Annotated in this window: 14 protein-coding genes and 3 pseudogenes; 14 read left to right on the top strand and 3 right to left on the bottom strand. The window is 49.0% G+C overall.

Features of this window, described 5'->3' with window-relative positions; translation table 11 throughout:
* Nucleotides 1–111 precede the first annotated feature (111 nt).
* Together DXA13_RS22810 and DXA13_RS05120 are read right to left on the bottom strand one after the other, a co-directional pair.
* Nucleotides 112–843 (bottom strand): response regulator, encoded by a 732-nt coding sequence (locus DXA13_RS22810; RefSeq protein WP_347559709.1) that lies wholly within the window; start codon nt 841–843, stop codon nt 112–114.
* A gap of 33 nt (nt 844–876) precedes the next feature.
* The gene (locus DXA13_RS05120) at nt 877–2,889 is read right to left on the bottom strand and encodes an ATP-binding protein (RefSeq protein ID WP_347559708.1); all 2,013 of its coding nucleotides are present in this window, start codon (nt 2,887–2,889) and stop codon (nt 877–879) included.
* 233 nt (nt 2,890–3,122) lie between these two features.
* Between DXA13_RS05120 and DXA13_RS05115 the strand changes: the two genes are divergently transcribed.
* The 10 genes and pseudogenes from DXA13_RS05115 to DXA13_RS22335 all read left to right on the top strand — a co-directional run bounded on the left by DXA13_RS05115 (nt 3,123) and on the right by DXA13_RS22335 (nt 12,577).
* Nucleotides 3,123–4,076, top strand: coding sequence for a hypothetical protein (locus DXA13_RS05115; protein WP_118242275.1), 954 nt, complete (start codon nt 3,123–3,125; stop codon nt 4,074–4,076).
* 21 nt (nt 4,077–4,097) lie between these two features.
* Nucleotides 4,098–4,898 (top strand): pyrroline-5-carboxylate reductase, encoded by an 801-nt coding sequence (gene proC, locus DXA13_RS05110; RefSeq protein WP_347559717.1) that lies wholly within the window; start codon nt 4,098–4,100, stop codon nt 4,896–4,898.
* A gap of 35 nt (nt 4,899–4,933) precedes the next feature.
* The gene (locus DXA13_RS05105; protein WP_118242218.1) at nt 4,934–5,464 is read left to right on the top strand and encodes an NUDIX hydrolase; all 531 of its coding nucleotides are present in this window, start codon (nt 4,934–4,936) and stop codon (nt 5,462–5,464) included.
* 70 nt (nt 5,465–5,534) lie between these two features.
* Nucleotides 5,535–6,074, top strand: coding sequence for a stage II sporulation protein M (locus tag DXA13_RS05100; protein ID WP_181995538.1), 540 nt, complete (start codon nt 5,535–5,537; stop codon nt 6,072–6,074).
* A 203-nt stretch (nt 6,075–6,277) separates the two neighbouring features.
* A complete protein-coding gene (gene xerA / locus DXA13_RS05095) occupies nt 6,278–7,165 on the top strand; it encodes a site-specific tyrosine recombinase/integron integrase (RefSeq protein ID WP_118242216.1) in 888 nt (295 codons plus the stop codon).
* 16 nt (nt 7,166–7,181) lie between these two features.
* Nucleotides 7,182–7,707, top strand: a pseudogene (locus DXA13_RS05090) (adenine phosphoribosyltransferase).
* A gap of 119 nt (nt 7,708–7,826) precedes the next feature.
* Nucleotides 7,827–9,502: pseudogene (locus DXA13_RS05085) on the top strand (amidohydrolase).
* A 100-nt stretch (nt 9,503–9,602) separates the two neighbouring features.
* Entirely contained in the window at nt 9,603–11,063 is a 1,461-nt protein-coding gene (locus tag DXA13_RS05080; protein ID WP_118242215.1) for a chlorohydrolase family protein, read from the top strand.
* A gap of 51 nt (nt 11,064–11,114) precedes the next feature.
* Nucleotides 11,115–12,002, top strand: coding sequence for an amidohydrolase family protein (locus tag DXA13_RS22340; protein WP_278287028.1), 888 nt, complete (start codon nt 11,115–11,117; stop codon nt 12,000–12,002).
* A gap of 11 nt (nt 12,003–12,013) precedes the next feature.
* The gene (locus DXA13_RS22335) at nt 12,014–12,577 is read left to right on the top strand and encodes an amidohydrolase family protein (protein WP_278287027.1); all 564 of its coding nucleotides are present in this window, start codon (nt 12,014–12,016) and stop codon (nt 12,575–12,577) included.
* A gap of 130 nt (nt 12,578–12,707) precedes the next feature.
* Here DXA13_RS22335 and DXA13_RS05070 read toward each other — a convergent pair whose 3' ends face one another.
* Complete coding sequence (locus DXA13_RS05070) at nt 12,708–14,222, bottom strand: PucR family transcriptional regulator (protein WP_118242214.1); 1,515 nt, start codon at nt 14,220–14,222, stop codon at nt 12,708–12,710.
* A 230-nt stretch (nt 14,223–14,452) separates the two neighbouring features.
* Between DXA13_RS05070 and nikB the strand changes: the two genes are divergently transcribed.
* The 4 genes and pseudogenes from nikB to DXA13_RS05050 all read left to right on the top strand — a co-directional run bounded on the left by nikB (nt 14,453) and on the right by DXA13_RS05050 (nt 18,215).
* Nucleotides 14,453–15,376, top strand: a complete 924-nt coding sequence (gene nikB / locus DXA13_RS05065) for a nickel ABC transporter permease (protein WP_118242213.1) — start codon at nt 14,453–14,455, stop codon at nt 15,374–15,376.
* Nucleotides 15,377–15,388: 12 nt separating this feature from the next.
* Nucleotides 15,389–16,261, top strand: coding sequence for an ABC transporter permease (locus DXA13_RS05060; protein ID WP_347559705.1), 873 nt, complete (start codon nt 15,389–15,391; stop codon nt 16,259–16,261).
* A 1-nt stretch (nt 16,262) separates the two neighbouring features.
* Complete coding sequence (locus DXA13_RS05055) at nt 16,263–17,258, top strand: ABC transporter ATP-binding protein (protein ID WP_118242212.1); 996 nt, start codon at nt 16,263–16,265, stop codon at nt 17,256–17,258.
* Nucleotides 17,251–18,215, top strand: a pseudogene (locus DXA13_RS05050) (oligopeptide/dipeptide ABC transporter ATP-binding protein). The gene DXA13_RS05055 and the pseudogene DXA13_RS05050 overlap by 8 nt, the downstream one beginning before the upstream one ends.
* The last annotated feature ends 13 nt before the right edge of the window (nt 18,216–18,228 follow it).

Below are 18,228 nucleotides of genomic sequence, written 5' to 3'. Positions count from 1 at the left end.
CTGATACTAGATGTAGTGACTTGGCTACTGCCTGGAACGGAATCTGGTATCAGTGGCAATGCTAATTCGACTTTTTGCAGCACCCTCTCTTTTTCGATTGAGGCGGTGTATTTAATCCATCCATTTCTGCAGTACCTGAATCAGCTTTTCTGTATCAATCGGTTTCGCAATGTGGTCGTTCATTCCGCAGCTGCGGGACATTCCCACGTCAGCAGTAAAAGCATTTGCGGTCAGTGCAAGGATAGGAATTGTTTTTGCATCCGGCCGGTTCAGACGGCGGATTGCTTTCGTAGCATCATAGCCGTTCATAACCGGCATTTGAATATCCATCAAAACAGCGGAATAATAACCGGGAACAGAAGAATCAAAGAGGTCGACAGCCAGCCGGCCGTTTTCTGCTGTTTCTACAATCATATCCTGCATATGAAGCAGTTCTGTTGCGATCTCACGGTTCAGCTCATTGTCCTCGACTATAAGAACCCGTTTGCCGGCCAGACCGGGATGTTTTTCTACTGCAATGGAGCTGGCCGTATCGAAGCGGCCGCTGGATAAGAACAGCTGGAGGACGTGAAGCATTTTCGATTTAAAAAGCGGTTTTGTAATAAATGCGTCGGCGCCTGCCTTGAGAAATTCATCTTCTATATCGGAGTAGTCGTAGGCTGAGATCACAATAATCGGGACATGTTCTCCAAGGCGGTCACGGATGGCCTTAACTGTTTCCAGACCATCCATTTCCGGCATCTTCCAGTCCAGAATGACAGCGAAGTAATCATCGCTGCGGTTGTGGGCCGCCGCGATATTTTCTACGGCCTCTGCCCCGGACAGCACCCAGTAACCCCGCATTCCAAGCTCATACAATAGAGCGGCGGCATTTTCTCAGACGACCTGATCGTCGTCAACTACAAGGACGGGAAGGCCTTCCAGCTCTTTATCACAAGATTCTTCATCTCCGACCAGTTCAAACTGTACGGAAACTGTAAAGCAGCTTCCTTCTCCGGGACGGCTCTTTACGTCTATGGAGCCATTCATCATCCGGATAATATTTTCCGTAATTGCCATGCCCAGGCCGGTTCCCTGAATCTTACTGATGCGGGAGTCTTCTGCTCTGGAAAACGGCTCGAAGATATGAGGAATATAGGCCTCCTCCATGCCGATGCCGGTATCTGTAAAAATAAATTCATACTGCCCTTTTTTGTCAATCAATGAAGGTATTTCATTGATCCGAAGGGTGATTTTCCCGCCTTCCGGCGTATATTTGATGGAGTTAGACAACAGGTTCATGAAGACCTGCTGCAGCCGGTCGCCGTCGGCAATGATCCGCTCGTGGCTGACCTGTCCTACACTGATCTGGAATTCCTGGTGCTTTTCGGCAATCAGCGGCTTGCACATATCGGTTACGTTCTGTATCAGATCCGGAAGATGAACCTCTTCCGGCATAAGGTCGATTTTCCCGCTTTCTATTTTAGACATGTCAAGCACTTCGTTGATCAGACTGAGGAGATGGCGGCTGGATACATTGATTTTAGCCAGACAGTCATGCACTTTATCCGGCGACAGGAGATTGGCCTGCGCAATGGCGGCCATTCCCATGATGGCATTCATCGGTGTTCTGATATCATGGGACATGGAGGAGAGGAAATTTGTCTTCGCAGAGTTGGCAACCTGGGCTGCCTGGTATGCATCTTCCAGCGCTTTACGCTGCCTTTCCTGCTCCTGCCGTTCTCCCGTCACGTTGATACCTACGCTGTAAAATGAGGGAATTCCATCCCAGCTCTCTTCCCCGCTCGCATAGCACAGAGTCATGGTCATAAGCCGTATGTCACCGCTGTGAGTGATGACGCGGCTCTCCAGAACGGAACTTTCTCCTGTGATCTGAATTTCCTTTAGCACAGACCGTATGCGGTCTGCATCGTCGGGATGTATGTAAGTGCATTGGGAATGGAGTTCGTTTTCGAACTGTTCTTTTGTATAGCCGATTACATTTAGGAAATCGGCCCCATACCACAGAACCGTTTTCATGTCTCTGGCATCCAGACGGGCAAACCCACCGGGAATGGTTCGAAGCAGCGCCTCCCGCTCACGGTCTTTCTTAGCCAGTTTATATTCCGTACTGTACATATCGTGAGAAAGCTCAATGCGCGCTCTGTGCCCATTCCAGTTTATAACTCTGTTTTTTATCATGAATGTACGGTCCAGAACAGGATTGAAAAATTCCCATTCATAAAATTCGTCTGCGCAGATCCTGTCATTTGTACAGAACGGACAGGGAGATGTACGCCCCTGAATTAACTCATAACATTTTTTTCCAATCACCTGATCCCTTGGCAGCTGAAGGGTCTCACATGATACGTGATTGACATAGAGCAATTCATAAGTATCCATATCGCTGATATATACATTACCGACGTACTCATCCATCATCCATTGAAAATAATGGAATTTCTGATCTTTTTCGCAGACGAGGTCGCTGATGTCGGAACAGACGGCATGGGATACAAAACGGCCGTCGGGCCCTTCGTTTGTGATGGCGCCGTTCATGCGAAGCCATATGTAGTTTCCATTCTTAACTGGCAGACGAAGGTCGGCGGTAAAAACGGCGTCGCCTTTTTCCTGCAAAGAGGCCAGATCAGTCCTTAACTTTTCAAATTCATCGATGTGTTTTTCATAATATTGGCGGAGAGTTGGAAACAGAGAATGAAATTCATCTTCTGAGTATCCGGTATTTTTATAAAAACAATCGTTAGCATATATGATAGTAAGGTCTTGATCCAGCAGAAATTTAATGACGCTTATGCCGATTGTGTCCATAAAAATACCGCATTGCGCTGCGGTGTCTGCTGCAGGGCGGCTTTGACATTTTTTCAAAGTTAAATCCCCATTAGATTCCATATCTATTCTCCTTTGTTGACGATAAACGCCGTATACTGAATATAAAGAAGCTTGCTCAGTTTATATTATATAGGATGAAATGGTCAAAAGCAATACTGTTATGTCCCTGAAGTGAATAATTATGTCTCGGGATATCTTACATTTTTTTGTACTCTTTTACAAATTTGGCAAAGCTATTGACAGCGGAGAAATTACATAATAGAGTGGTATAAGGGGAAAGGAGCTGAAAAGTTATGAATCAATGGAAAAAAGCGTCAGCGGTTCTGCTGGCAGCAGTACTGACGGCAGGAGCGGCCATGACTGCCCTGGCGGCAAGCAACAAAAAAATCACCTCGGTTTCACTGACAATTACTTCAGAAATCAAGGTTGGAGATGATATGAGCAACGACAGCATCGAGGTCGATGCAGACAGCAATAAATATACGGTCGATTCCTGGGAAATATTGAATCCCGGATTTGAATGGATGGAAGAGGATGTGCCGCAGATCAAAATCTATCTTACCGCAGAAGACGGATATTATTTTTCACTTACGTCCAGCAAGGTGAAGCTGAAGGGCGCGACATATGTGACGGCCAGCAAGAAGGATTCTTCCACCATGCTGATGATCACGGCGGATCTGCCCTCGCTTGCTGAAACCGTGGAGGATATTGAAAAGGTCACTTTGGGAGAAGACGGGGTGGCTTACTGGGATCCGGTGATCGGTGCAGGGAGCTATGAACTGAGGATTTTACGCGACGGTAAGATTACGGGGCCGGTTATCAACGTGACAAACGGCAGCTGTAACGTGAGAACGTATCTGGGCAAGGCGGGAACGTACTATGTGCGGGTCCGTCCGGTTAACAGGGTGAAAACGGATGTGAAGGGCGACTGGGTAGAATCCGGAGTGCTGTATGTAGACAGCGACCGGGCGATCGCTTTCCGAACCGGCCAGGTGGCGTCCGGAGGCCAGTGGGAGCAGAACGGCGACATCTGGAAGTACAGAGACACTGATGGCAGCTATCCTGTGAGCAGCTGGAAGCTGATAGGTGATAAGTGGTATTATTTTGATTCCAACGGCATTATGCAGACCGGGTGGATACAGATTGGCGACAACTGGTATTACTGTGATGAAACAGGAGCCATGCTTCATGATACGACGATCGAACAGTACCGTCTGGGAAGCGATGGAGCAATGATTACTGAATAAGAGCAGAGAAACGGAGAATGGATTATGGCAAGGATTGGCTTTATTGGAACTGGAAATATGGGATATGCTATTTTGAAAGGGCTGCTGAAGATGTACAGCCCCTCGGAATTGATGATTACTGACGCCAGCCAGGAGAAAATGCGGCAGGTGGCTGAAGAGACGAAGGTTGAGACGGCACCTGACAACAGCACGCTGGCCTCCGGCGTCAAATACGTCGTTCTTGCCGTGAAGCCGCAGTACTATGGTGTTGTACTGAAGGAAATTGCGCCTGTTATTACGAAAGAACAGATTGTCATCTCCATAGCCCCGGGAATTACGATACAGGACCTGAAGGATGAGCTGGGACAGCATAAGAGAATCGTCAGGGCCATGCCGAATACTCCGGCACTCATAGGAGAAGGAATGACAGGTGTCTGCTATGACAGGACGCTCTATACGGAAGAGGAGGAAGCGGAAATCAAAGCCTTTTTCTGTTCCTTCGGAAAGATGAGGATCGTGGAGGAGCGCCTAATCAATGCGGTCGTATGCGCCAGCGGCAGTTCACCCGCATACGTGTATATGTTTATCGAGGCTCTGGCAGACAGCGCCGTAAAATACGGCCTGCCAAGAGACGCTGCATATGAGATGGCGGCCCAGGCAGTAGCAGGCAGTGCCAAAATGGTCCTGGAGACTGGAAAGCATCCGGGAGAATTAAAAGATGCAGTATGTTCCCCAGGAGGAACGACGATTGCGGCCGTTTCGGCATTGGAAGAATGTGGATTTCGAAGTGCGGTGATCAAAGCGGCTGACGCCTGTTTTGAAAAGTGCAGTTCATTAAAATAAGAAAGAGATAAGCCTGGAAGAGAGGAACAATAATCATGTCAGTAGAACGTTTGGACAGGAAGCTGAAATATCAGGGGACAATTTTGAAGATTTACGAGGATACGGTGATCGCCAACGGCCATGAGGCGCACTGGGATTTCATCCATCATGACGGTGCGGCAGCTGTCGTTCCGGTTAGGGAGGACGGACGGATTCTGATGGTGCGCCAGTACCGCAACGCACTGGACCGCTATACGCTGGAGATTCCCGCAGGAAAGCTGGATGAACCGGATGAGCCGACGATCGAGTGCGCATTCAGGGAGCTGGAGGAAGAGACGGGGTATAAAACGGAACATATGGAATATCTGATTACCGTCAATACAACAGTTGCGTTCTGCGATGAGAAGATTGATATCTATGTAGCCAGGGACCTGATCCCGTCTCACCAGAATCTGGATGAAGATGAGGAGATTGAAATCGCCGCCTATACGATTGGGGAACTTCAGGAACAGATTCTTGCCGGACGGATTACGGATGGAAAAACAATTGCAGCGTTGATGGCATATGCCAGAAAATACAACGCATAGAGCGGATTCCATGCATTGCACCGGACAGTCCTGCATATAGTTAGATAAGTAAATGCATGGATGGAATCATATGAGGATACGGCTCAAGTATGAGGACTTGCTTGTTATCTTCTTTCTGGCCGGAGTGACGGCCGGCACGGCAGCGGTCAACCTGATGGGAGTCTCCATCCAGGAAGAAGCAGGTTATGTGGGAAGGCTCTTCGCCTCCGCGGCAGAGATGGGATACGGCTATGGAAGAGACTTTTTTATGGCAGTATTTCGACAGAGGATTTTCGAGACGGCAATTCTGTGGTTTATCAGTGTAACCGTATTTTCGGAAAGAGGCTTCTGTGCAGCAGCTTTTTACGGAGGTCTGTCATCATCAGCCGTATTGTCGGTTATGGTCTGTCAGAGAGGCGTGTTCGGACCATTCTGCTATCTGGCAGCTGTGATGCCGCAATATTTGTTCTATATACCGTCTTGGCTTCTGGCGGCTGCGGCAGGCGAGCGGCACAGGGAACGGTTTCCGCTTAGAATGGCAGCCGCCAGCTTTATGATGACGGCAGCAGGAATAGCAGCAGAAGTTTTTTTAAATCCGATTCTGGTGCACGGCATGGCCAATCTGAGATAGAAAAGTTTTGAGAAAAATTTACAACATGTAGAGCGTATGAAAAAGACGATTCCAACATGTTGTATTTTTTATGTAAATTTCAGTAAAAACCAAGTAAAAGTGGGGAAAAAGTGTTTGATTTTATGCAAAAATGTGGATATAATGATAACAATGGACCTGTTTTTGCCCGTTTTAGTGGGATATTGCAGGTTAGGGGGATAGAAATGCAAAGTGCGATAGAGGAATTCATTACATATCTGCGGGATGTAAAAAAATTATCAAAAAATACGGAAGTTTCTTATCGGAGAGATCTGCAGCAGATGGCTGCCTATCTGGATGACAGAGGGGTAAAGGAAGTGCCCAAGGTTACTAAGACGGTGCTTAATTCCTATATCCTGTTTCTGGAGAGAGAGGGGAAAGCAACAACTACAATTTCCAGAGTTCTGGCATCGATGAAGGCTTTTTTCCACTATGAGCAGGGGATTGGTATCATCAGAAGGGATCCGTCGGAGCTTCTCCGGGCGCCTAAGGTGGAGAAGAAGATACCGACGATACTGAGTGTGGACGAGGTCAGCAGCCTGCTTTCCCAGCCGGACAGCAGAATTCCCAAAGAAGCACGGGACAAGGCTATGCTGGAACTGCTGTATGCGACGGGAATCCGTGTATCGGAACTGATCCGGCTGAAACTGGAGGACGTGAATCTCTCCATAGGCTTTATTACATGTAGAGACGAGAAAAAGGAACGCACCGTTCCTTTTGGACGCGTAGCGCGGCAGGCGCTTGTAGAATATCTGGAGCAGGCCAGACCGGTACTGCTGAAGGGGAAGAGCTCAGAATGGCTTTTTACAAACTGCAGCGGAAAGCCCATGAGCCGTCAGGGCTTCTGGAAAATCGTTAAATATTATGGAGAGAAAGCAGGAATCCAGGCGGATATTACGCCTCATACGCTGCGCCATTCATTTGCAGCCCACCTGCTCCGCAACGGGGCAGACATCCGGGCGGTACAGACGCTTTTGGGACATTCCGATATGGCGACAACCCAGGCTTATGTGGCTTATTCTCAGATGGATGCCGTGAGGGAAGCATATGCAGGAGCTCATCCAAGAAAATAATTGAGAGGAAGCAGCTATGAAGAAAGTAGAAGATTATGTAAGAAGCATACCGGACTTTCCAGAGCCCGGAATCATATTCCGTGATGTTACAACGATTCTGCAGGATGCAGACGGGCTTCAGCTGGCAATCGACGGAATAAGAGAGATGTTAAAGGATGTGGACTACGACGTGGTCGTCGGTCCGGAATCCAGAGGATTTATATTTGGCGTGCCAGTCGCTTATGCAGAGCACAAGGGCTTTGTTCCTGTAAGGAAAAAAAGGGAAGCTTCCCTGTGAGACCATATCTGCAGAATACGATCTGGAGTATGGAACGGCGGAAATTGAGATACACAAAGATGCCATTCGTCCAGGGCAGAAAGTGATTATTGTGGACGATCTGATCGCTACCGGCGGTACGACAGAAGCGATTGTCAGGCTGATTGAACAGCTTGGCGGAGAAGTGAAGAAAATCTGTTTTGTCATCGAACTCGCAGGGCTGAAAGGAAGAGAGCGCCTTGCCGGTTATGATATCGAATCCGTCATTGCTTATGATGGCAAATAGGACAGACAGAGAATAATGAATGATGAGAGGGTGCTGAAAAGATCAGATTTTCTTTTTACAGACCCTCTTTTTATTTCTCCGTAAGATCCGGCGGCTGGGATGGGGAACAGAACGATGACATGCATATTTCCAGCGGTATGGAAGAGACTGAAAGGAGAACGATAAAAAGAAAAAGGAGTGATATTATGCTGAAACTGTATGCTGGCGGAACATTTCTGACAATGGAAGAAGCTCAGCCGACCGCTGAAGCGGTGCTGACAGAGGATGGGATCATTCGGGCTGCCGGTACAGAGGATGAAATGAGGAGGCTGGCTGGAACGGAGGAGATGGAAATCGTTTCTTTAAATGGTATGACGGTGCTGCCGGGCTTTATCGACGGCCATTCTCATTTGACGGCCGCAGCGTATCAGATCTTGAATGTGAATCTGAATCCGCCGCCCACAGGGACGTGCAGCAGCCGGGAAGATGTGATCGAGGCGCTGAAAAATGGCTTATCCAAACGGAGGCTCCAGCCTGGACAGTGGCTGATGGGAATGGGATATGACAACAGCGCGTTTCCGGATGGAAGGCATCTCACAAAAGAGGACCTGGATCTTGTAAGCCGGGAAGTACCGGTTGCGGCGCTCCACGTATCCGGCCATCTCTGTGTTGTGAATACGAAGGGGATGGAAGTTATGGGATATCTGGAGGAAGGATTCGAAGTTCCTGCAGGAGGCGTAGTTGAGAAGACGGGTCTGCTGAAAGAACAGGCTTTCCTGGGATCGGATAAAATGACGGGACCATCTCAGGAGGAAGTTTTAAAAGCCGTGGAACAGGCGTCCGCTCTTTACGCTTCCTATGGAATTACGACCGCACAGGATGCCAGAACGAGAGAAGGAGAATACCAGCTCTTAAGAGCAGCGGGAGAAGCCGGTTTCCTGAAGACAGATGTCGTATCTTATCTCGCACCGGAACTGGCAGAATCCATACTTCCAAAACAGGTTCCGGATAAAAATATTTACGAAAATCATCTGCGCCTGGGAGGTCTCAAACTGTTTTTGGATGGATCTCCCCAGGGAAAGACGGCGTGGCTTTCGGAGCCTTATTATGAGGTGCCGGAAGGGGAGAATGGAGATTACCAGGGATTTCCCGTACAGGAAGAATCGTATGTGACGTCGGTTCTGGAAAAAGCGGTGGAGAATGACTGGCAGATCAATGTTCATGCCAATGGTGATGAAGCCATCGAACAGCTGATCCGCTGTTACAAGGCAGCGGCAGAAAAACTCGGAAAGGGACGGGAATTGAGGCCGGTTGTAATCCATTGCCAGACGGTCCGTCCGGATCAGCTGGACAGGATGAAGGAGATCGGCATGATGGCCAGTTTCTTCCTGGACCATGTTTTTTACTGGGGCGATTATCATTATGAATCCGTGCTGGGGCCGGAGAGAGCGGAGCGAATCAGTCCGCTACGGTCGGCGCTGGAAAGGGGGATTCCCTTTACGCTGCATCAGGATACGCCGGTAGTTCCGCCGAATGTGCTTTTTTCCATTCACAATGCGGTTAACAGAAGGACGAGAAGCGGGAGAATCCTGGGACCAAATCAGCGGATCACCGTCAAAGAGGCACTGAAGGCAGTGACGGTCTGGGGAGCATATCAGCTGTTTGAAGAGGAGCATAAGGCAGTATTGCGCCGGGAAAGAAGGCGGATTTTGTAGTATTAAAGGAAAATCCACTGGAGGTCTGCCCGGAACAGATCAAGGACATCCAGATCGCTATGACGATAAAAGAAGGGACAGTTATCTATGAAAACAGCTGATTCTACAGCCAAAGCGGCAGGGATTGACAGGAAGAAACGGCTGTGATAAGGTGGATTTCATGAATAACTATCAGATAAGGAAGAAGAAAGGGAAGCGAAGATGATTACTCGAATGAAAGGGCGGTATGTGATCGGATTTTCTGGTGAAGACCACGAGATTATTACAGATGGAGAAGTGGTTTATGAGGACGATACCATTATCTATGTGGGAACTCATTACGAAGGCCGTGTGGACAGGACGGAAGACGCAGGCAATGCGGTCGTGATGCCGGGATTTATCGATTTGAACGCACTGGGAGATATTGACCATGATATTATTCACAATGAAGCGTACCGGGATGTGGAAGACAGCCTGAGCCCGTCGGAAGATTATTTTAATAAGGGCACACATGAATTGATGACGGAAGAGGAAGAAGCGTTCAAATCCCTGTATGCATATACTCAGCTGATCTTAAACGGCGTGACAACTGCCATGCCTATTACGTCTGCTTATTACAAAAGGTGGGCCGATACGTATGAAGAGGAGGAGGCCGGCGTCCATCACGCCGGGAAGCTGGGGCTCAGACTCTATACGTCTCCCAGCTATCAGTGCGGCTTCCACGTAGTCAGGCCTGACGGAACCATGGATGTCCGTTATGTGGAAGAAGAAGGAATCAAAGGGCTGGAACGGGCGGTGCGGTTTATTAAAAAGTATGACGGCGCCTATGACGGGTTGATCCGAGGGGCGCTCCTTCCAGAAAGGATCGAAGCGCAGACGGAGGAAAATCTGATCCGGACGAAGCGGTATGCAGATGAACTGGGCTGTCCGGTAAAGCTCCATGCAGCTCAGGGCCAGTTTGAATACCGGTTTATCAGGGAAAAAACAGGACTCAGCCCGATCGAATATCTGGACAGCATCGGCTTTCTGGGAGACAATGTGGGAATCCCTCACTGCTATATCCTGAAGGGTACAAAGTGGGCAATGGATGACGGCAATGACCTGGAGCTTCTGGCCAAGAGCGGTATGACGGTCATTTACTGTCCGGTAATATTGGGACGGAGCGGCCATTATCCCCAGTCCGTGGCAGGATACAGGAGAGCCGGCGTCAATGTGGCTATGGGTACGGATACATATCCGCCCGACTTTTTCCAGAATATCCGCGTAGGCTCCATGTACGGCCATCTGGCAGAGGACTGTGCAGAAGGTTCCACATATGCCGATATGTACCGTGCGGCTACTTTGGGAGGTGCCTCTTTCCTGAAAAGGAGCGATCTGGGACGTCTGGAAAAAGGAGCGAAAGCCGATATTATAGCGGTGGATCTGGACGGATTCCATATGGGAGCCGTAGATGATCCGATCCGAACCATTTTTACCTGCGGTTCCGGAAGGGATGTAAAACTGTCGGTAATCAACGGCAGAACCGTGATGAAGGACAGGCAGATCGAAGGGGTGGACCTGCAGGAGATACAGGAAAAAGGCCAGAAATATTACGACAAGATGAAGATGGGGTATATGGAACGGGATTACAGGCATCTGCCTGAGGACGTGATCTTCCGTCCGTCTTTCCCAAGAAGAAAGTGAGGATGACGAGAATATGTTTGACATACTGCTGAAAAATGCATGGTGATTACCATGGATGAAAACAGAAGGATCATAGAAAATGGAGCAGTTGGCATTACGGATGGAAAGATCGCTTTTACGGGAGAGAGCCAGGAAGGGGAGAAGTACGGGGCCAGGGAAGTCATGGACATGAAAAATTACGTGATCATGCCGGGCTTTGTGGATGCACACGGACACGGCGGCCATTCCATTTTCAAATCCATCGTAGACGATACGAGCTATTGGATGCCGGTTATGACACATGCATATAAGCATTACATTACAGATGAATTTTGGTATCATGAGGGCCGCCTTTCCGCACTGGAGCGCCTCCACGCCGGCGTTACTACCGGCGTATGCGTGCTCGGCTCGCAGCCGCGGTGTGATTCTCCTGTATTTGCCATGAACAATGCAAAAGCATATGATGAGGTGGGCGTCAAAGACATCGTCTGCACCGGGCCGTGCAGTTTGCCGTGGCCTCACCGTTTCAGCCGCTATGAAGATGGGAAGAGAGTCAGAAAAGAAGTCTCCTATGAGGAAGTGCTGGACAGTCTGGAGACGGTCATTTCCCAGCTGAACCATGGGAACGACGACAGGACGAGGGCGTATGTGGCCCCCTTCGGAGTCGTCACGTCGGTGGACCCGTCCGGCGCAACGCCGGCAGACCGCTGTGTGAAGCTCACTGAGCATGACATACGGCAGGCAAAGGATATGAGAAGAATTGCACAAAAATATAGCACGCGCATTCATACGGACGCCTTTGGCGGTATGATCCATCTGGCCTATCAGGATAAAGAGCACGCGCTTCTTGGTCCCGATGTCCATTTACAGCACTGCACAGGGCTGTCCTTTGACGAGGTCCTGATTCTGGCAGAAACGGGCACTCATGTAGCTTTGCCCCGGAGCTTAGCCAGCTGGTAGAACAGACACCTGTGATCGAGCTTCTGGAGTTGGGCGTAACAGTAGCGCTGGCTTCCGACGGCTCTATGCTGGCGTCCGGATTCGATATGTTTTCCTGTATGAGAAGGGCGAAGCAGATCTTTAGGAGAGCTATGAAGGACCGCTTCTATCTTCCGTCAGAGCGCGTTTTGGAGATGACGACCATCGATGCGGCGAAGTGTATTGGCATGGAAGAGGAAATCGGTTCTCTGGAGATTGGAAAACGGGCCGATGTGATTGCAGTCAATCTGATGAATCCGCGCCTGATGCCGCGGATCAATGTGATCGATACGCTTGTGGGAAACGCCAATGCGGACGATGTGGATCTGGTTATCGTCGACGGACAGGTCAAGCTTCGCGACGGAAAGGCTGTGGCGGCGGACGAGGAAGAAATTCTTCTTAAAGCAGAGGAGGAAGCTCTTGAGACGGCAGAGAGAGCGAAACACCTCCACCCATTTGCATGGCCCAAGAAGAAACAGTGGGGCCAGACCAAGATGTATTTCGATGCACCGCGCTTTGATCTGGAAGAAAACAGAAAAGACGGCGGCCACTATTAAAACCCGCGTCAGTATATAACTCAATAACGCAGAGTCCCCCATAGTTGTATCCGGCTTTAAAACCGGGATAAACTATGGGGGATTCTGCGTTTTCAGGATATCCTGAACCATGTACGACAGCCGGCTGCGGTTATTTGGGGAGCATCATATACAGCTTAACTCCCAGTTCGATGTCGAGGCGCTGCTGCCTGTCGTCTAAAGATACTTCTGCAATCTCGCAGATGCGGTCCATGCGGTGAAGCATGGTCTTGTAATGGATAAAAAGCTCTTTTGCCGTTTTGCTTAAATTCAGGTTGTTGCCCAGAAGAGAATCCAGAGTTTCCAGATACTGGGTGTTGTTCTCCTTGTCGTATTCAGCCAGCTTCTTTACGGCAGGAGGGATCATTTCCGTCAGATTGTCGCGGCGCGAGTAAGAGGCAAGCATGCGCAGGACGCCCAGCTCGGAATATTTGACGACGTTATTGTGAAACAGCTGACCGAACTGTAGTGCATCATCCGCCTCCTGTATCTTTGACGGAAGGGATTGGATAGAGGAAGCTGCGGTGCTGATTCCGCTGTAGAAGGTGTAGAAGCCATACATTTTGCCGATATAGTCTTTTAATTTCTGAATGGTTTCTCCCATATGGATAAGCATTACCTCCGGATTTTGAAGGCCGTCCATATGATACAGCAGGTGGAAACGGTGTTCCAGGATGCAGAAATAGTAACCGGATTTAGGCACCAGCGGCGCAATTTCCATAAATACTTCCTGAATCCGGCCGCCGCCCCGGTCAGACTCTAACTGTATTACGGCGGTCAGATATGTATCGTCCTGCTTCCAGCCGTAGCTGGCGGCCTTTTCTTCAATCTGTTTTTCATCCAGAAAGCCTCCGAAGAGGTCATTTAGGAAACTGCTGATGTATTTCTGCTCTATCTTCGTTACATAGTATTTTTTCAGGAAGAATACGCCGATCAGATTGGCGGCGTTTTTCAGGACGCCTTCCAGATTTTCATCCAGATAATGGTTCAGAACGGCCTCCAGATAGCCGTTTACCTCGCCCATACAGAGAATGGGGAGGGTGATTCGGTCTGCCACAGCAACATCCGCCCGGAATTCGTCGGACTGGGAGCAGTAAAGGATATTTTTTTCAGAGTCGCACAGATAGATGGCTGCGGGCACATAGTTAGACAAATAATCGAGGATTTCCTGTTCCTGTGCTCCCGAAGCGACCATATGGGAAAGGGCGTTCTGTATTTCCAGATAATATCTGGCCTTGTTGTCCAGGAGAAGCTGCATGACAGAGGATACGACCTGAATGTAACGCGTATCAGGAGAAAGCTCGATTAAAGGAATGGAGTACTCATTGCCTATTTTTATAATCTCTTCCGGTATTTCTCGGACTCTCGGTCCGGGCTTTACGATTAAAGCGCTGATTTTCTTCTGGGCCAGCTGTTCGATGTATGCGCTGAATGAAAGACCTTCCGTGGAGACGCCGTAGAGGGTGGTAAGCAGAATCTCCCCTCCGGACAGCCACTGGATCAGGTCGGGATCTTCCGCCGTAGTAATTCCGGACACAGCAGAAGAAAGGCCGGAGGCGCCGGCCCTGATGGAAACATTCTTAAAAATATCCAGTTTTAATACATCTGCGACTGTCAGGTTTTTCATTGTGACATATCCTTTGTTTCCGTCTGGTTATCCATAATATTCAATGACGGTTATCTTTCTGCAAACATTATACCATAGTCGAAATCGGAATGAAAGAGAGGGCAGGTGCTACAAAAGGATAAAGTGAATGCGCCAGTATTATCCTATTGTTCCAATTCATTTCAGAAAAAGGGTGTTGTATAATTAAGCGTATAAATATAAAAGACAAATGTATAATGGAGGAATGTATTATGCTGAAGTACACGTCGAAAAGACTGGCGTACCTGATTCTTGTCCTTATCGGTGTCTCTTTTCTGGTGTTTTTGCTGCTCTACATGACACCTGGTGACCCGGTGCGTATGATGTTAGGCGAATCAGCTACACCGGAAGCTCAGGCAGAGCTCAGGGAAGAGCTGGGACTGAATGACTCGTTTCTTGTTCAGTATGGAAGGTATATGAAAAATATTATCGTCCATCAGGACCTGGGGACTTCCTATGCGACAAAGCGCCCCGTTCTGACTGAAATCATGAGCGTATTTCCAAATACGGTGACGCTTGCAACGGCTGCGATTCTTATCGCGATCGTGCTGGGCGTTATTCTGGGAATTATTTCCGCAGTTAAGCAGAATTCCCTGATTGACAATGCCGTAATGGTGCTGGCCCTGATCGGAACGTCGGCCCCGATCTTCTGGATCGGAATATTGATGATCATGTTCTTTTCCGTAAAGCTCAGGTGGCTGCCGCCGTCCGGATTCGGAAGCTTTGAACAGCTGATCATGCCGGCTCTGGCATTGGGAATGCAGAGTACGGCCGTGATCGCCAGAATGACACGGTCCAGCATGCTGGAAGTTATCAGACAGGATTATGTGGATACGGCGAGAGCCAAAGGACAGAAGGAAAGCGTCGTTATACTAAAGCATGTATTCCGTAACGCGCTGATTCCCGTTATTACGGTAATCGGTCTCCAGTTCGGTACGCTGCTGGGCGGCGCCATGCTGACGGAGGTGGTATTCTCCATTCCAGGTGTTGGCCGCCTTATGATCGAATCCATAAAACAGAGAGATTTCCCGGTCGTTCAGGGAAGCGTGCTGTTTGTCGCGGCATGTTTCTCGCTTGTGAACCTTGCGGTTGACCTTCTGTACGCGGTAGTCGACCCGAAAGTTTCGAAAGAGTAAGGAGGAGATAAGATGGAAGAGAAAAAATCCAGAAGTCAGTTTTGGACTGTGATGAAATCTTTAAGCAGAAATAAAATGGCGGTATTGGGGCTTATTATCCTGATTATCCTCGTGATTGCCGGTATTTTCGCAAATGTAATCGCACCGTACGACTATGCAAAACAGGACCTGATGCATGCGTTTGAACAGCCGAGCGCAGCTCATATATTCGGAACGGACGAATTCGGCCGTGACATTTTCAGCCGAATCCTCTACGGAGCCAGAATGTCCCTGCTGGTAGGTTTCGTATCCGTTGGCATTGCCGTAGTGATCGGCGGCGCGCTGGGAGCAGTTGCAGGATACTACGGAAAGCGTATGGACAATGTAATCATGCGCCTCATGGACGTGCTCCTTGCCATTCCGCAGACACTTCTTGCAATCGCAATCGTTGCCGCTCTTGGAACGGGACTGATCAACCTTATGATCGCCGTAGGTATTTCTTCTGTGCCTACATACGCCCGTATCGTAAGGGCTTCTGTCCTTACCATCCGGGGGGAGGAGTACATCGAAGCCGCCAGGGCTTCCGGAACGAGCAATACGAAAATTATCATTAAACATATCCTTCCAAACTGTGTAGCCCCTGTAATCGTACAGGTAACCTTAGGGATCGCGGGCGCAATCCTTACGGCAGCCGGCATGAGCTTTATCGGACTGGGAATCCAGCCTCCGGCACCTGAATGGGGAAATATGCTCTCCAGCGGCCGCGATTATATCAGAGACTGTGCCTACATGACCATGTTCCCGGGACTTGCCATTGTAATCACTGTACTGTCTGAACCTTCTCGGAGACGGCCTGCGGGATGCGCTGGATCCGAAGCTGAGAAACTGATGAAAGGCGGTATGTGAGATGGAAGAAAAGAAATTGCTGGAAATAAAGGATTTAAGCGTTACATACAGAACGGAGGATGGAACCGTCTATGCGGTAAACCATCTGAACCTGGAAGTTGGGCAGAAGGAAACTCTGGGATTCGTCGGGGAGACGGGAGCAGGAAAGACGACGACAGCCATGACGATCCTCGGCCTGCTTCCAAAGCTGGTTGGAAAAGTTACGTCAGGAGAAATCCTGTTCAACGGGAAAGACATGTTGAAGATCAGCGATAAAGAGAGAAGAAAGATTCTGGGAGAAGAAATATCCATGATCTTCCAGGACCCGATGACATCCCTGAACCCTTCTATGAAGGTGGGAGACCAGATTGTAGAGATGCTCTGCCTTCATAAAAAAATATCGAAAAAAGAAGCTTTTGAAGAGGCGTGTAATCTGCTGGAGATGGTAGGAATCAAGAAAGAGAGAGCGGTCGATTATCCACATCAGTTTTCCGGCGGTATGAAGCAGAGAGTTGTCATTGCAATTGCACTGGCCTGCCACCCGAAGCTGATTATTGCAGACGAGCCGACGACGGCTCTCGACGTTACCATCCAGGCACAGGTTATGAACCTGATCAAAGACCTGAAAGAGAAGCTGGGTACTTCCATGATTCTGATTACTCACGACCTGGGAATCGTAGCTGAAATCTGCGATAAGGTTGCCATTATGTATTCCGGGAACGTAGTGGAATATGCTCCTGTGAAAAAGATTTATGAAAATCCCAGTCATCCGTATACAAAGGGATTGTTTCATTCCATACCGAAGCTGGACACGGAAGAGGAGTGGCTGGAAGAAATCCACGGACTTCCGCCGGAGCCGACAGAGAGGATTGAAGGATGTGTATTTAACCCGAGATGTCCTAACTGTATGGCGATCTGCAAACATAAAAAACCAGATGTCACCTATATTGACGGAGAACATTATACGAGATGTTTCCTCTATGAAAAAAGAGAAGGGGAGGACATGAAAAATGAATGAGAAACCAGAGAAACTGCTTGAAATAAACCACCTGAAAAAATATTTTCAGGTTCATAAAGGCCTTCTTCACGCAGTGGATGACGTCAGTTTTTCGATTAACCGCGGTGAGACGCTGGGCCTGGTCGGTGAATCAGGCTGCGGCAAGTCCACGACGGGACGTACCATCATCCGCCTGCTGGAAGCCGACAGCGGCGAAGTGATTTTTAACGGCGAAAACGTTTTGAATTTCGACAGAAATAAAATGAAAAATTTCCGGGAACACGCACAGATGGTATTTCAGGACCCCTATTCATCCTTAAATCCGCGCCTTTCCGTGTTTGAACTGATCGCGGAACCTCTGACTAATATGAAGGAGTACCAGTCGGACAGGAAAAAGCTGGATGCAAGGGTACGCGAACTCATGGACATCGCAGGGCTTTCCAGAAGGCTGATCAACGCATACCCTCATGAGCTGGACGGAGGAAGAAGACAGCGTGTGGGAATCGCCCGTGCCCTGTCCGTACGCCCTGATTTCATCGTACTGGATGAGCCGGTATCGGCCCTGGATGTGTGTATTCAGGCTCAGATTATCAATCTGCTCAAGCGCCTTCAGCAGGATATGGGACTTACGTATCTGTTCATTTCCCATGATTTAAGTGTCGTGAAACATATCAGCAGCAGGATTGGAGTGATGTATCTTGGAAAGATTGTGGAGCTCAGCGATTACAGGAGCATCTTTGACAATCCGCTTCATCCATATACGAGGCCCTGCTTTCTGCAATTCCGATTCCAAAGGTCGGAGCTCAGAGAGAACGCATCATCTTAAAGGGAGATGTGCCGAGCCCTGTGAATCTTCCGGGCGGCTGCCGTTTTGCGGGAAGATGCCCGAATGCCGTGGAGCGCTGCTTTAAAGATGAGCCGGAACTGCGCGAGGTGAAGCCGGGGCAGTTTGTAGCCTGCCACTTCGCTGAAGACTAAAGGAAGGAACGTG

This window comes from Clostridium sp. AM58-1XD (assembly GCF_003464085.1).
In the GTDB taxonomy this organism is placed as follows: Bacteria; Bacillota; Clostridia; order Lachnospirales; family Lachnospiraceae; genus Lachnoclostridium_A.
This window is presented reverse-complemented; position numbering and strand designations above follow the sequence as displayed.

Excerpts from the sequence above, each read along its gene's own strand:
- DXA13_RS05100 (WP_181995538.1), top strand. The coding sequence starts at position 5,535 with ATGAGGATACGGCTCAAGTATGAGGACTTGCTTGTTATCTTCTTTCTG.
- DXA13_RS05055 (WP_118242212.1), top strand. The coding sequence starts at position 16,263 with ATGGAAGAAAAGAAATTGCTGGAAATAAAGGATTTAAGCGTTACATAC.
- DXA13_RS05070 (WP_118242214.1), bottom strand. The coding sequence starts at position 14,222 with ATGAAAAACCTGACAGTCGCAGATGTATTAAAACTGGATATTTTTAAG.
- DXA13_RS05060 (WP_347559705.1), top strand. The coding sequence starts at position 15,389 with ATGGAAGAGAAAAAATCCAGAAGTCAGTTTTGGACTGTGATGAAATCT.
- DXA13_RS22810 (WP_347559709.1), bottom strand. The coding sequence starts at position 843 with ATGCGGGGTTACTGGGTGCTGTCCGGGGCAGAGGCCGTAGAAAATATC.
- xerA (WP_118242216.1), top strand. The coding sequence starts at position 6,278 with ATGCAAAGTGCGATAGAGGAATTCATTACATATCTGCGGGATGTAAAA.
- DXA13_RS22340 (WP_278287028.1), top strand. The coding sequence starts at position 11,115 with ATGGATGAAAACAGAAGGATCATAGAAAATGGAGCAGTTGGCATTACG.
- DXA13_RS05080 (WP_118242215.1), top strand. The coding sequence starts at position 9,603 with ATGATTACTCGAATGAAAGGGCGGTATGTGATCGGATTTTCTGGTGAA.
- DXA13_RS05105 (WP_118242218.1), top strand. The coding sequence starts at position 4,934 with ATGTCAGTAGAACGTTTGGACAGGAAGCTGAAATATCAGGGGACAATT.
- nikB (WP_118242213.1), top strand. The coding sequence starts at position 14,453 with ATGCTGAAGTACACGTCGAAAAGACTGGCGTACCTGATTCTTGTCCTT.
- DXA13_RS05120 (WP_347559708.1), bottom strand. The coding sequence starts at position 2,889 with ATGGAATCTAATGGGGATTTAACTTTGAAAAAATGTCAAAGCCGCCCT.
- DXA13_RS05115 (WP_118242275.1), top strand. The coding sequence starts at position 3,123 with ATGAATCAATGGAAAAAAGCGTCAGCGGTTCTGCTGGCAGCAGTACTG.